This window comes from Candidatus Amoebophilus asiaticus 5a2, from assembly GCF_000020565.1.
Taxonomy (GTDB): domain Bacteria; phylum Bacteroidota; class Bacteroidia; order Cytophagales; family Amoebophilaceae; genus Amoebophilus; species Amoebophilus asiaticus.
This window is the reverse complement of record NC_010830.1, coordinates 103,621-117,443: the sequence shown is the minus strand read 5'-3', so window position 1 is coordinate 117,443 and position 13,823 is coordinate 103,621. Positions and strand designations below refer to the sequence as shown.

12 protein-coding genes and 3 pseudogenes are annotated in these 13,823 nt (G+C 33.8%); 3 read left to right on the top strand and 12 right to left on the bottom strand.

What is annotated here, in order from left to right; genetic code table 11:
• Positions 1-81: 81 nt before the first annotated feature.
• Together rpsT and AASI_RS00490 are read right to left on the bottom strand one after the other, a co-directional pair.
• Positions 82-333, bottom strand: coding sequence for a 30S ribosomal protein S20 (gene rpsT / locus AASI_RS00495; RefSeq protein ID WP_012472318.1), 252 nt, complete (start codon positions 331-333; stop codon positions 82-84).
• 111 nt (positions 334-444) lie between these two features.
• Entirely contained in the window at positions 445-1,797 is a 1,353-nt protein-coding gene (locus tag AASI_RS00490; RefSeq protein ID WP_012472317.1) for a hypothetical protein, read from the bottom strand.
• A gap of 253 nt (positions 1,798-2,050) precedes the next feature.
• Between AASI_RS00490 and AASI_RS00485 the strand changes: the two genes are divergently transcribed.
• Positions 2,051-3,004, top strand: a complete 954-nt coding sequence (locus AASI_RS00485; protein ID WP_012472316.1) for a zinc dependent phospholipase C family protein — start codon at positions 2,051-2,053, stop codon at positions 3,002-3,004.
• Positions 3,005-3,028: 24 nt separating this feature from the next.
• Here AASI_RS00485 and AASI_RS09020 read toward each other — a convergent pair.
• The 9 genes and pseudogenes from AASI_RS09020 to secDF form a co-directional block, all read right to left on the bottom strand.
• Positions 3,029-3,164: pseudogene (locus tag AASI_RS09020) on the bottom strand (IS481 family transposase); the annotation flags it as partial.
• Positions 3,165-3,628: 464 nt separating this feature from the next.
• Entirely contained in the window at positions 3,629-4,393 is a 765-nt protein-coding gene (locus tag AASI_RS00480) for a DUF1624 domain-containing protein (RefSeq protein WP_012472315.1), read from the bottom strand.
• A gap of 56 nt (positions 4,394-4,449) precedes the next feature.
• Positions 4,450-5,007, bottom strand: a complete 558-nt coding sequence (locus AASI_RS00475; protein WP_012472314.1) for a recombinase family protein — start codon at positions 5,005-5,007, stop codon at positions 4,450-4,452.
• A gap of 243 nt (positions 5,008-5,250) precedes the next feature.
• Positions 5,251-5,349 (bottom strand): annotated as a pseudogene (locus tag AASI_RS09260) (hypothetical protein); the annotation flags it as partial.
• A gap of 89 nt (positions 5,350-5,438) precedes the next feature.
• Complete coding sequence (locus AASI_RS00470; RefSeq protein WP_148204903.1) at positions 5,439-5,960, bottom strand: hypothetical protein; 522 nt, start codon at positions 5,958-5,960, stop codon at positions 5,439-5,441.
• 210 nt (positions 5,961-6,170) lie between these two features.
• Positions 6,171-6,620 carry a hypothetical protein gene (locus tag AASI_RS00465; protein WP_012472313.1) on the bottom strand — a complete coding sequence of 150 codons (450 nt, stop codon included), beginning with the start codon at positions 6,618-6,620 and terminating at the stop codon, positions 6,171-6,173.
• 106 nt (positions 6,621-6,726) lie between these two features.
• Positions 6,727-6,867 (bottom strand): annotated as a pseudogene (locus tag AASI_RS08520) (IS1-like element ISCaa4 family transposase); the annotation flags it as partial.
• 255 nt (positions 6,868-7,122) lie between these two features.
• Positions 7,123-8,148 carry an ankyrin repeat domain-containing protein gene (locus AASI_RS00460; RefSeq protein WP_187146274.1) on the bottom strand — a complete coding sequence of 342 codons (1,026 nt, stop codon included), beginning with the start codon at positions 8,146-8,148 and terminating at the stop codon, positions 7,123-7,125.
• A 286-nt stretch (positions 8,149-8,434) separates the two neighbouring features.
• The gene (gene secDF / locus AASI_RS00455) at positions 8,435-11,422 is read right to left on the bottom strand and encodes a protein translocase subunit SecDF (RefSeq protein WP_012472311.1); all 2,988 of its coding nucleotides are present in this window, start codon (positions 11,420-11,422) and stop codon (positions 8,435-8,437) included.
• Between the two features lie 303 nt (positions 11,423-11,725).
• Between secDF and pssA the strand changes: the two genes are divergently transcribed.
• Entirely contained in the window at positions 11,726-12,427 is a 702-nt protein-coding gene (gene pssA, locus AASI_RS00450; RefSeq protein WP_012472310.1) for a CDP-diacylglycerol--serine O-phosphatidyltransferase, read from the top strand.
• Positions 12,428-12,652: 225 nt separating this feature from the next.
• Positions 12,653-12,865, top strand: a complete 213-nt coding sequence (locus tag AASI_RS00445; RefSeq protein ID WP_148204902.1) for a hypothetical protein — start codon at positions 12,653-12,655, stop codon at positions 12,863-12,865.
• 54 nt (positions 12,866-12,919) lie between these two features.
• Here AASI_RS00445 and AASI_RS00440 read toward each other — a convergent pair whose 3' ends face one another.
• The gene (locus tag AASI_RS00440; RefSeq protein WP_083758785.1) at positions 12,920-13,747 is read right to left on the bottom strand and encodes an IS5-like element ISCaa6 family transposase; all 828 of its coding nucleotides are present in this window, start codon (positions 13,745-13,747) and stop codon (positions 12,920-12,922) included.
• Positions 13,748-13,823 lie beyond the last annotated feature (76 nt).

The following is a 13,823-nucleotide window of genomic DNA, read 5'->3' as shown; positions in this document are numbered from 1 at the left end:
TCATATTAACTATAACCTATAAATAGAAAAGCCTCACAGTTTATTCTGTAAGGCCCTTTAATTTGTCTTTACTGCTATTGCTTATAGACGATTAATATGTTGCGCTAGCTTAGACTTAGTATTAGCAGCCTTATTCTTATGAATAATATGTCGTTTAGCAGATTTATCAAGCATGGCAACAACAGTTTTAAAAAGTGTTACTGCTTGTTCTTTATCTTTAACTTGCTTAAGCTGTTTAATGGCTGTCCTACAGGTTTTTAATTGATATCTATTATGTAGGTGTTTAGCCTCATTAGCCCTTATTCTTTTGCGTGCTGATTGGTGGTTCGCCATCTTTTTTAACTATATAGTTGGTTGTCTGTACTATAAATATAACTTTTTACGAAGTTAAGCTTTGGCGTGCTTAAAAAAAAGTTTCTATCATGTAAGTTTAAAGTTACTAAACTAAAAGCTATATGTTATCCTAAAATCCAAATATTCCATACGGGTATATTCTACAGATAGAGGTCTCTTCTCTGGGCTAGATGGAAATAAAGATATCTTTAAGTTGGTACCTATATGTAAATAGTTTGTAATTTTATAGCTGATTCCTAAACGAGCATATAATAAATTATTTAAGTTTCCGAAGCGTTTACTGGCGTCTCGAGGTGCATTATCCAATAGATACATACCTGCGTATTGCCCAAATATAAGTTTGCCCCACAAAAATTCATGGCCAAGCATAGCACTCGCTTGTAAATTGTTTTTTCTAATACTTTGCTCTAATTCTTTTGTTAATGCAAAGTCTTTAATCCATTCACTTGCTATTACAAGCGCATGGTTATCTAGCAGTTGTATGCTCCATTGTACATGCAAGCCTCCAATATAATAAAATTTATTATCGTTCTTATCTGTATCATCTTGCTGTGTATTGTCTGGAGTAGTTTGATTAGTAAAGTCCTTAGCTTTTCTAAATGCACTAAGATATGCTAAGTCTATTCTGCTTTTTCTATATCCTAGCTTTCTAGTGGGATTGTATTTACTAGGATTAAAGGTATAACTACAACCTAAGCTAGCTGTATATATTTCAATAGATCTTTTTATTTTGGCAGCATTAGGGTCGTCTTCAGCATTAGAATTCTTAAGCTGAGGTAAAATATCAGCACCAATGCTAAAATGGAGATGCCAATTTGGAGTTAATCTATACCTTAGTAATATATCAAATATTAGGTTAAGACTTGCCTCCTTTCTAAATGCGTCTATGTCAGGTGTGTCCGTACTATTATTGCTATCTTCTTCATCTTTATTTTGTTTAGTGGAGATAAAGATTCCCGGAATATTGACGTATGCAATACCTATACCTAATCTGGGTAATACCTCCCAACCACTTAAATGTTTATAATTGGGCTCTAAGTATAAGACGCTACCTACTATATGTCCTTTTTGATCAGCATTTGTATTAGGTATATAATCATATTTTATAATGAGTCCTATCTTAGGATAACAATTAAAATGTTCCCAAATCCATCTTTTAGGATAAAGGAGGCTGATGTCTGCTCTGCCTCCTATAGTTAATAAGAAAGCATTTACAGGTTTACTAGTAGCTATATCTAGTAAATGGATTGGCATCATCAACCCTAGATGAGGGCTTATCTGTATGGAAAGCGGATGTAAATACCAAGGTTCTTGTTGTGTGTAATTATTGCGATATTGCTTGGATGTAGTCCGCGCAATTAATGTCTGATAGCTTATACAAAGTATTATGGCAATTAATAATCTTGCTCCAGATATTTTATACCTTATATGAAATTTAGGCATGATTTAGAATATAAGTTTGAATATAGCTGATTTCAAGCTAATTAAATTAAGTATTTTCTATAAAAGTATTGAATTGGTTATATTTTAATCTCTCTATTAATATAATATTCAACAGTATAAGTCCACGGTATAGAGGTGCTTTTATGAAAAATAGTTTTTTATTTTCATAAATAAAATATAGATGTACATTTATATCTAATAAAGTTATTTACCTAGATTTTATTAATAATAAGCCTTTGTTAATTGTACTAAAATGAAAAGTAAATTTATTGGACTTTGTTGGCTATTAACTTGGGTTAGTTTTGAGGTATCGGCTTGGGGGTTTGCAGCACATAAACACATCAATAGGTGTGCAGTTTTTACATTACCGCCTGCTATGTTTACTTTTTACAAATATTATTTGGGCTATATTACTGAGAATGCTGTAAATCCAGATAAAAGACGTTATGTACTAGAGGGAGAAGCTAGTAGGCATTATATAGATTTAGACTATTATGGAGATAATGCACTTGATAAATTACCTAAGGATTGGGCCCAAGCAACTCATAAATATTCACAAGACACTTTGTTGGCACATGGTATAGTGCCTTGGCATATCCAACATATGCAGCATAGACTTACTAACGCTTTTCGTAATAAAGATATTGCACAAATTTTAAAACTCTCGTCCGATATAGGGCATTATATTGCTGATGCTAATGTGCCTCTGCATACTACTCAAAATTATAATGGTCAGCTAACAGGACAGGATGGTATTCATGGATTATGGGAAACTCGGTTGCCAGAATTATTTAAAGAGGAATATAACTTTTTCCTAGGTAACGCTACTTATGTTAAAGATCCTCAACAAAGGGCCTGGAAAGCAATTATACAAGCGCATGCTACAGTACCCAACTTGTTGAAGTTAGAGAAAGAATTATCTCAGAATTTTAACACATTGCATAAGTTTAGTTATGAAAAAAGAGGTGCCAGTCTTAAAAAAGTTTATTCTGAAGCTTATGCAAGAGCGTATCATGATCTACTACAAGGACAAGTAGAACATCAAATGCGCACTTCTATTAAAATGGTAGGTGATTTTTGGCTGACTTGTTGGATAGATGCAGGAGAGCCTGATTTAGATGAATTGATAGGTGTAAGTGTAATGTTGGAAGAAGCAGTTTCCGGAAATAAGAACTTAAAAGTGTTAGTAAGAGAATGTGGTGACTAGGAAATGGTGATACACAATTAGTGTTTAGTCCCTTGGTGAAGGTAGTAATATTTTGGTGAAAAAAGTGAGGATTTTTCTCACATTGCTCCTCTAACAATTGCCAAGGAGTTTTACCCTTGAGTCTACGAGCAAAATTATAAGCTAACAAAAAGCCATTTAAAAGAATTCTTCTGAAATCTATCACTTGCCTGCGCTTAAATAGGTTTATGTGTAGTTTTTGTAGGGTTTCAGAAGAACTATAAAGAAAAAATCAATTAAATAAATAGCTAAATCAAGGATTTATGGGCTATTTGGCTCAAGGGGTAAAATGGTCGGTTTACTCTAATCGCTACTTTGCTCTACTCAGAGTAAAAAGCTGTTCGCCTCGTCGATTACTTCGTTGCTAAAACCCTTTAAGTAAGTCTGGTTAATTTTTATCCCTTGTGGGGTGGCTTCACGAAGTAAATTATAAAGTACGTTTATTTATTAATAGAAACTTATAAAGAATTTTGTCTTAGAAAGATTATTAATTTGAATGAATGTCCCAGCTGTAATTAACTGAAACATTTATTCAAGGCTTTAATCGTCTATTTTGGTGTGGCATCTCACATTTCCTGTTGTATGTTTTCCTTAGTACCTAGAATTTTATGCCAGTATTAAATATAGTATAATAAAGATAATGGGTGTATGGATGCAATAAATAAACAAAGAGTGCTTGCCTAAAAAGCTAATGGGACGCGTATAAAAAGCCACTTTAGAAAATATCCTAAGATAAAAAACACATTCCCCTTTAGGATAATATTGCTTTCCTAAAACAATACCTACTAACATAAACCCTAGCCATGGGACAAGAGGATAATAATCTAACATCGGCCTTAAGCTAGCACAATGGCAATGATACAACCAAAAAAGGCTAGTATGTAAGCAAAGTGACTGGTTAAAGTTCCAATACATGCCTATGCCAATTAGTAGTAATCCCATTACTAAAAGAATATATTTAGGCAAGGATAATAAATAAAAGCTAATAAATGTAGATAATCCTATACAATGCAGGATACCAAAATATACTACGCCACCTATATTTAATAAATAAGTACTAACGGTAATTAAGATGCCGAGACAAAATAAAGATCCGCTTCTTTGTAGTAGTACTAGAGGGTTAGAATATTTACCCTTTTGTACTGCTATATACAGTGACAAACCTGCTAAAATAATAAATGTTCCTCCTATGAGTATAGGTGTACCTTGCCAAAACAATAAGCTTGAGCTTATATGTTTTTTAAAAATAGTTTGAATTATAAAAGTAGTATGAAATGCAATCATACTTAAAGCTGCTATACCGCGTAGTATATCAATCTCTTGATAGCGTAGTTTTGAAGTATTCCTGTTTTGGGGAGTAGTAGTTACCATTAAAGTGTTAGAGGGTTAAAAAATTCAGTAGAACAAAAACTAACGATAAGTCAATTCTAAATTATGTGAGCTTCACTGAGAAGCTTATATACAGTTGATCGCCCAATGCCTGTCTGTTTTGCTATTTGGGTAGCTCCTATACCTGCTTTATAAAGATCGATAATCTTTTCCCTATCGACTGATCTTTTTCTTCCGAACTTTATATTATTAGCTTTTGCCTCAAGCCTTCCTTCATTAGTTCGCTCAAGTATTCTTTGTCTTTCTGCTTGGGCAACTGCTGCAAGGATGGTCACCACCATTTTACCCATCGTACCTTCAGTGCTAATGTCATTATCTAGGAAACGAATAGCAACCCCTATGGCATCGAAATCTTTCACAAGCTGAATCATATCGGCCGTATCCCTGCCAAGGCGATCTAACTTTTTAACGAGGATTAGATCACCTTTCTCAACTTTAAGGCGCAGAAGTTGTAATCCTGTGCGCTGGGTATCACTACCGCTAGCTTTATCAGTAAAGATAAGGTGTGGATGAGCACCAGCTTCCTCAAGTGCCTTGAGTTGGATCTCGAGTGATTGTTGGCTGGTTGAAACACGTGCATAACCAAAGGTTCTCATAAAATATGTCTATAAAATGGATTATTAGAATAAGTGTCTACTAATATAGGGAGATACGATTTTTTAGACAATAAAAAGAGGGAATTTTGGAGTGTCTATTATAATTATAACATAGTAGACATTTACCTCTTGTATCCTTGGCCCTGTTTATAATACTTATGAAATATGGTTGGGTCGTTATACGTTTAGGTTATCAGAAAACGTTTTAGAAAGTCGACTTTGTTCACTTTCCAATTCTAAAAGCTAAGTATGGTAAGCTGTTTCCTTTCGATTAGGATGACTCCTTTTAGGTATATGCTTTTGGAAATCCCATAAATCAGTAGGGCGTGAAAGACCAGTAGAGAGGTATTTGGTCGCTAATACGTATCATCAATGAATGGGACCCATCAGCCAAAGCCTTGCCCTTATATGGTATAATGGACATTTTCATGCTAACATGGGAACAATGTATTTATTAGAATATCACTTCCTTTCACTGCTAGCTTTAAACAATATCCATACAAATTACCTCCATCACCATGTGTACCACCATTAGTCCCAATAATAGGATAAGGTGTCGCTTGATTAGCTAATGGAATAATAGTATATGTATGCTCATTGCCATTATAATTATCTATTACTTGGTATAGGTTTCCACCAAGTGTTATATTTCCTACATCCGCGTCTTCAGTTCTATCTTGACTGCTTACATCAATATTATTATTCTGAAATTCATTAAAAATTTCATCAATGAACCTAATAATATCATTGTGCACTGCTGTACCTGTTTTAAAGAAAGTATGTACTGGTTTAATTGTACTATCATTAAGGTGCACCTGTATATGAGCTATTCGTATCTTAACTCGTTTACTCTTGGTATAAACTAACCCTGCAGGAGAAGTATATCGAATATCGCCGCTATCTTCGAGTGTTCGAGCCTCTTCTGTAAGATTCCTTCCCGACTGCTGATGCATAGCTAGGATAGGTTGTGCTTGATAGGCGTAAACGTAAAGAAGATATAGATAAAGGATAAAAATTCGTTTTATAGCATACATAGATATTTCATTAGAACCTTTAAAGTCGATAAGCCTTACTATAAGGCTTATCTTAAGTTGTTAGCAATATAAATATATACCAGCTATACAAATGAAGTATAGAGATATAATAGTAATAGGGGTTATAGCTCAATAAGTGCAGACAAATTCAGTACTTTTTTCAAGCCCTGCCCATTTAGTGCTTCGTTCAGCTTCTTCTTTTGTTGCCCATCTGGCTCCTTCATCAAAGAGCTCCTCAGGGTCTGCCACATTGAATTGTTCTTTCAGTACATCATCAGTAGCTATACCATCTCGATCAAGATTTTTAGTTCCTAACCAGACAGCAGAACATTCTTCACAGAGAAGTACTACTTCCCTATTACTCAGTCTATAAAAATATCTACATCCTCCTTTGCAAACAGGGCACAAACAAACTACTTTGTCATAATTATGCTTATGCTCTTTTCCTTTGTCGTTGCTTGAATTTGTATGATTTTCCTTCATATTTCCATCTATGACACCACAACTATTTAGCAATATAGAAACTATTAAGATGCCTAGCCCCCTTGTTATTATAGTGAATTGATTCTTATTTTTCATGGCAACCAGTTTTAGTTATAGGCAAGATAATCAAAGACTTACAAAGAAGAAAAGCAGGTAAAAAGGTATTTACTTGTCGTGCGCTTTGTTTCACAAAGTGGTATTTTTAAATTAATATAGATAATTGATTATTTAATTTAGCCATCAATAAGTTAAGCGACTTTTCAATCACGTGCATCTGCTTGCTATAACATTTTCCTTTACGTTTGAATCTGGCTCAATAATGTCTAATCAAACTATAAAAACCTGTCTTCACAAATAGTTAAGTCTATTTAAGAGGACCATAGCGTGAGCAATCATTAACATATTTTCTGCAGATTTGACAGCTATTTTGTAATAGAACTTCTGCGAAAGAAGAAATTGATAAATACATTAGCCCCATTTCAATAGGTATATAGCATATAGCTAGATTTTGTGAGGCTTCAGCAGGACTCTATTGTAAAAGCTTTTACATTGCTATAGAAAAGTAGGTGCTTTTTTCTATAGCAATGTAAGCGTACAACTAATCTATATCGTCTAGACTTGAATGTGTAACTTCTTTTTTCTCTAATTTCTTCTCTAAAATTTCTTTGAGTTTTTTATCTGCTATACCAAATCTCCCCTGTAAAATATTTACTATACCTTTCTTATTATTATCTTCTTTGCCATTTTGTGTTTTTTGTACTATTAAGTCTTCTCTGGCTAATCTATACTCGAGAGGAAAGTCCTCTGGATGTTCAGGCTTTGTGAGCTGTGCCCCAAAATTTATCAAAGTTCTCACAATAGGTTGTGAACCATTCTCAATAGCTAAAACAAGAGGAGTTTTCCCTTCCTTATTCTTTATATTTATATTGTTAGTTCCTTTTTTCAATAATGATCTTACAACCTTTTCACTCTTAGCTTTAATGGCATTATGGAGAGGTGTATTCCCTTTGTCATCCTTAGTATAGATATCAACATTTGGCATCTTTAAGATATACTCTACTATGTTAGCTTTTCCTTGTTCTGCTACAGAACCTAATATATCAGTAAGATATTTTACCTGACTGTGTGCGTTGTTTTTTGTGGCTAGTCTTAATATATAAGCTAGCAACTCAGCATTATCTTGTGATAAACTATGATTAATTGCATAGTCTATTTCGTTTTTTGTAGGGCGTAACCCATAATCTATTAAAAGTTGTATAATTGATGTATCTCCACCGTTTACAGCACGCATAAAAGGAGTATGTTGCTCTAAATCGCGTGTACTAAGTAATCCCTTAAACTTATTATCAAGGTATTTTTGGTTTAATGTTTCTAATAAGTATTTTATAAGTTGGATATCTGCTCCTTCAAAGATAGCATAATGTAAAATATACTCGCCTTCTGTACCTGCTTTGGGAGGATAAGGGGGTACAATATCCCCTTTGCTATTTATTATAATACCTATGGCCTGTGCTTTGACACGAACTTCGTCTGCTGATACTGTTCGTGGTTTTTTTATCTGGATTTCAGTTTCATTATTATCACAATCCGAACAAGCTGCTAATATTATTAAGCACACTAACACAATGAATAAAGTTGGTTGTGTAAATAGCCTCATTTTAAGCATGGTATATAAATTAGAAACTCGAAAGAGTACATTATTATTAAAAACTATAGATTATGCACTATATATCATTTAGTCTAGCTAACTAAAGCATGAAATAAAGTAGTGTACAAGTATAACAATACGTTTCCAATTCTATTAGTTGTCATTAGGCCTCTTTCGAAACTAAACTTAAAGTAGTCAGAAACTTATCTAAACACAAGTGATTCTATAGTTTCGAAAGAAGCTATTATTTAATAACAAGTCTCTATCTCTTTGCATAAGGATTGGTATCCTTATTAATAATTCTTTTTTGATAGTTTCTTTTGCTAAAGTCTAAAATAAGTGGTGCAGCAATACATATAGAAGAGTAGCTTCCAAAAGTAATTCCTACTAGTAATGCAAAAGAAAAACCTCTAAGAACCTCACCACCCCATACGAATAGAATGAATACAGCTACTAAAGTAGTAAATGAAGTAATTAAGGTTCTGCTTAAAGTGTCGTTAATGGATTTATTGGCTATTGAAGTAAAATTCTCGTTAGGATGTAAACGCTGCATTTCTCGAATACGATCAAATATTACAACAGTATCGTTAATGGAGTACCCAATAATAGTAAGTATAGCGGCTATAAAAACCTGATCTATCTCGTAAGTATATCCAAAAGCTCTAGCTATAGCAAAAGTTGTAAATACAGTAAGACTGTCGTGCAATAAAGCTATAACAGCTGAAAGCCCAAACTGCCATCGGCGGAACCGTATAACTATATAGCCAAATATAACGAGCAGTGAAAAAATAATTGATTTTTTAGCAGATGCTTGTATATCTCCTGCTATGCTTGGTCCTACTTTAGAAATACTAACAATAGCGAAGCTTGGATTTTTAGCGCCTGTTACATCATCTGTATAACTAAATTTAGTAGACTCTTGTATGCTGCTTACCAGCGTATTTTTAGCTTTTTCTTCAGCTTCTGAAGAGGTCTCTTGTATCAAATAGCTGGTAGTGATTTTTACAACGTTATTGGCTCCATATGACTTAACCTCGGTACTTTGATCTCCTAGCTGTTCTGCTAGTTTAGTTTTTAAAAGTGCCGTTTCCACAGGCTCGCTAAAATTGATTACATAGGATCTGCCACCTGTAAAATCCACACCTAAGTTAAGTCCTCCTTGCTTAACAATTAGCAGAAGGCCTATAGCAATAAATAAGCTAGATGCTACATAAAACAGTTTTCGTTTACCCATAAAGTCTATGCGGCAGTTGGTTAACACATTCTTGTTAAACACAAAAGAGAAACTAATATTATCTTCTTTACTGTTCTTTGCCCACCAAGTAAAAATAAGTCTTGTAATAAATACTGCTGTGAAAAAGGAGGTAACAATACCAATCATTAATGTAGTCGCAAATCCTCGAACAGGACCTTGTCCCAAGCCGTATAGTATAGCACCCGTTAAAAATGTGGTGACATTAGAGTCAATAATAGAACTATAGGCTTTTTGATAGCCTTTATTAATAGCCTCTCTCATTTTGTTTCCTATTCTTAACTCCTCTCGAATACGTTCAAAAATAAGTACGTTTGCGTCTATTGACATGCCTATAGTAAGCACAATACCTGCAATACCAGATAGTGTGAGCGCAGCATTAAATTGTGCTAAAATACCTAGTATAAATAAAATATTGAAGAGAAGTGCTAAGTTAGCGACTATACCACCTTTTGCATAGTAAAGCAGCATAAATAGAACTACTACAGCTAATCCTAAAGCCATAGAAGTAATACCTTGTGCTTGAGCTGTTTTACTTAAAGTGGGTCCTATAATGGCCTCTTCTGTAATTTTAACAGGAGCAGGCAATGAGCCTGCCTTAAGAATGTTTGCCAAATCTTTTGCTTCTTCTATACTAAAGTTGCCTGTTATTTGAGAATTCCCATCTGGAATTTCTGTATTAACAGTAGGAGCTGAATAAACTTTGTTATCTAATGTAATAGCAATACTTTTTCCAATATTACTAGCTGTAATATTTTTCCAAAGCTTGGCACCTTGCCCATTCATCTGCATGCTTACAGCCGGCTTACCATATTTATCAAAAACCTGGCGAGCATCTGTTATTACATCTCCTTCTAGTAAGGGAAGATTGTTTTTTCCTATTTGGATAGGATGTACGGATAATACTTCTGTTCCATTCTCTAATTTATGTGGCTTAACGTCCCATAACCACATCAAATCTTTAGGAAAAAGTAGTTTTACATCTGGTCTTTCTAGTATTTGTTGGATGATATGGATATCTTCTACGCTATAAGTTAATCCATGGCCTGGTTTTAGTTTTAGTAATTTATAGAGAGGAGAGATAATGTTCTCGTCCTGTTCCTTAGGGGTGCTTATCCCTTGTTCCAATTGAGCTGTTAATTCTTTTGCAGCGCTATTATTAGCATTATCAGACGGCTTAGTTGGTTCTACTTTAGCCTTTCCTTTTTCTTCTGCTACTAATAGGCTGTTAACTGCCTGGAGAATTTTATCAATCTGAGATAATTCGTATACTTTCCAAAATCTTAATTGTGCAACTCCTTGTAATAGTTTTCGAACACGTTCAGGATTATTAACACCAGGTAATTCTATCTGTATTTTACCTGTACCTTGTAAGCGCTGGATATTAGGTTGTGAGGTCCCAAAGCGATCTATACGAGACCTGATGATTTCGAAAGCTCTATCTATAGCATGCTCAATTTCTGTATCTAAATATTTTAAAATTTCTTGATCACTTGCATGACGAGTTACGCGATTTCTATTAGCAGCAGTGGCGAATATATCACTGAATTTTCCTTCTGGAGAAATTTCTTTATAAGCTTGATAAAAGAGTTTTGTAAAAGGAAGGGAAGCTTTAGTGTGCTGTTTCTGTTCAGCCATCTTAATGGCAGCTAAGAATTTTTCATCTTTAGAGTTACCTGATAGTCCTTGGATTAGTTCTACTGGTGATACTTCTAAAGTTACATGCATACCACCTTGTAGATCTAAGCCTAGGTTGAGTGCATTTTCTTTTACTTCTTCATAAGTATATGTTAATCCAAACAAATTCAGTACAGGCTTTTTCCATACATCGTCTAAATATGCTTGTTTTTTTAAAAAGTCAAGGTTGCCATTCTGACTGGTGGCATATTGAGTAGCTTTTCTTTGTACATTGGCATCAATTACAGAGAAAGATAAATAGTATAAACAAAGTAATGAGACTATGGTGGTTAAAAATATAATAAGCCCTTTATTTTTCATGATGTGTAATATAGTTTAACTAGTCAAAAATAGTGGGATAATTTAGGTTAGTCAATCGATTAGTAAAAAATATCAGCTCTGCTGACTAAATTTTTATCTATAAATGCATTTTTAGTCAATTTATAAGTATCTAAATGTCTTTTTTAGACTTTAGAAGAATATCTTTAAAGCTATCTTGTAATATCATCCAAGAGTGCAATACTCCTGTATTAGATTAACAATTCTATAATACTTTTTATATTTATGTAATTTTGCTATTTCCTAGCTTTAGTTTCTAATACATTTTAATTGTTTAATGCCAATATGAAAAAACATTTACCCAATTTTTTAACTTTACTCAATTTAGCTAGTGGTAGCATAGGGGTTATTTTAGCATTAAAAGGTAATCTTATTTATGCGGCACTTCTTATTAGGATAGGCGCTTGTTTTGATTTTTTAGATGGATTTGTAGCCAGGGCTTTACGAGTTCACTCCTCATTAGGCAAGCAGCTAGACTCCTTAGCAGATCTAATTACTTTCGGATTTCTACCTACTGTTATTATGTTCTCACTATTAGAGTTACAAAGTTCTTCTCCATTTTTGCCTTATATAGCCATACTTATAACTTTATGTGCAGCATTACGCTTAGCTAAGTTTAATATAGATATAGCTCAAAAGGATGTTTTTCTGGGCTTGTCTACTACTGCTTATGGTATTTTTATTAGCACTTTGCCTAATGTTATTACTCGTAATAATTACCCAGCTATCAGTCATATACTTGCTCATCCTTATACACTTGCAACGCTATCTATATTAGGTTCTTTGCTATTAGTATCTAATATTCCTTTTATAGCTTTTAAATTTTCAGGCTACAGTTGGAGGGCTAATCGTATCAAATATATATTTATATTAACGGCTGCATTTTTAATTGGTGGTTGGCGTATCGAAGGTGTTGCATTAAGTATGTTATTATATATAGTTTTTGGTAGTACTTTACAAAAATATAGTAAGCAAAAGAGGAGTTAAACTGATATACAAAGGTAGGAGTAGAAGTATTATTATGAAGTTTATCTTATATATTATTATTCATCTACGATCATAAGTTTAAATCAGAATTAGGAATAGAGCGCAAAAAATTAAAGGAATTGGTAATGCTTTTTTGCATGTAAATAAGGATATCTATACCTACCATCTAAATTCCTTGCATTTAAGTTCAATAGAAATTAATACGTCTCCTTGCTAAATAAAAATATGAGAAGACGTTACTTCTTGCCTCTGCCAATAATGGTATGCTTTTTACTTATCAGCTTACTCTTACAAAGCTGTGGAGGTTCAACCAATTTGCCTATAGAAGAAGTGAATGAGCACGAAGGCGAGCAAGGTAGAAGAAAAAGAGCAAGGATTGAAATACGAGAAGAACAGCAACAAAATTTGATTAGACCTACTGCGAAAGAGGTAAAATAGAGTAGAATTTTAAATAAAATAAAGAAGGGAGCTTGGCTCTAGCGACATTATTTGTTAAAAAGCGTACTTGAAGTTTATAAGCCCGGATATAATGTTAAAGCGAAGGTTATATTTTTTCTGAAAATTCCTGTATACCTCTGCCATAATTTTAAATACCTTGATCTCTCTTATCTTATGCTCTACCTTCATGCGTATGGAGGCTAGCTTTCTGTTATGGTCTTTTTGCTCTTTGGTTAATGGCCGCTTACGGCTCTTTTTGTAGGGTATCATTACATTGCTCTGTAGCTTTTGCCAGCCTTGATAACCACTATCTGCCAGCTTTAAGCTTTCTTTAGGTAAGGGTTTTTCTCCTTTACGGATTTTAAAGTCATGCACTCTTCCTTTATGTGATTTGGAGACAGACAGTATTCTCCCATCTTCTCTGATGACTATCTCTGTTTTTATGGTATGTCTCTTTTTCTTGCCTGAATAAGATTTCTTTTGCTTTTTACTAGGTCTTTGCGTAGGCTGTTCACTTACATCTGCTAATATGCGCAATACCTTGTCTGGGGTTAAAGTCCTATCTTTTTTAATGCTAATTTTCTTAGCTAGTAAGGGCTCCATTTTTCTTAGCAAGCGGCATATGTTAGCGTTGTGTAAGTTAAATAAGTAGCCTAGAAATACATGGCTAATATAGGTGCGGTAATATACCAAAACACAGAGCAGTTTATCCTCTAAGGTAGGTAAATGGCTCCGACGTCCATGGCGCAGCTTGCTCGCTTCTAACTTTTCAAAGAGAGGCCTTACTTTTTGAACTAATTTATCAAATGTTTCTAGCCTCAATCCAGTTATTCTTCTAAAATTGTATGGGTACTTGCTTATTCTGGTGTAGGTTAAATGCATACTTATTCCTTTTAGTATATAACAAGGATTACATTTTAACCTTTTCTACTCTCTTTATCAACCTCTTTCGCAGTAG

Bases quoted from the DNA above. Each gene is read 5' to 3' on its own strand.
- AASI_RS00445 (WP_148204902.1), top strand. From the start codon at position 12,653: ATGAGAAGACGTTACTTCTTGCCTCTGCCAATAATGGTATGCTTTTTA.
- secDF (WP_012472311.1), bottom strand. From the start codon at position 11,422: ATGAAAAATAAAGGGCTTATTATATTTTTAACCACCATAGTCTCATTA.
- AASI_RS00465 (WP_012472313.1), bottom strand. From the start codon at position 6,620: ATGAAAAATAAGAATCAATTCACTATAATAACAAGGGGGCTAGGCATC.
- pssA (WP_012472310.1), top strand. From the start codon at position 11,726: ATGAAAAAACATTTACCCAATTTTTTAACTTTACTCAATTTAGCTAGT.
- AASI_RS00440 (WP_083758785.1), bottom strand. From the start codon at position 13,747: ATGCATTTAACCTACACCAGAATAAGCAAGTACCCATACAATTTTAGA.
- AASI_RS00485 (WP_012472316.1), top strand. From the start codon at position 2,051: ATGAAAAGTAAATTTATTGGACTTTGTTGGCTATTAACTTGGGTTAGT.
- AASI_RS00470 (WP_148204903.1), bottom strand. From the start codon at position 5,960: ATGCATCAGCAGTCGGGAAGGAATCTTACAGAAGAGGCTCGAACACTC.
- rpsT (WP_012472318.1), bottom strand. From the start codon at position 333: ATGGCGAACCACCAATCAGCACGCAAAAGAATAAGGGCTAATGAGGCT.
- AASI_RS00480 (WP_012472315.1), bottom strand. From the start codon at position 4,393: ATGGTAACTACTACTCCCCAAAACAGGAATACTTCAAAACTACGCTAT.
- AASI_RS00475 (WP_012472314.1), bottom strand. From the start codon at position 5,007: ATGAGAACCTTTGGTTATGCACGTGTTTCAACCAGCCAACAATCACTC.
- AASI_RS00490 (WP_012472317.1), bottom strand. From the start codon at position 1,797: ATGCCTAAATTTCATATAAGGTATAAAATATCTGGAGCAAGATTATTA.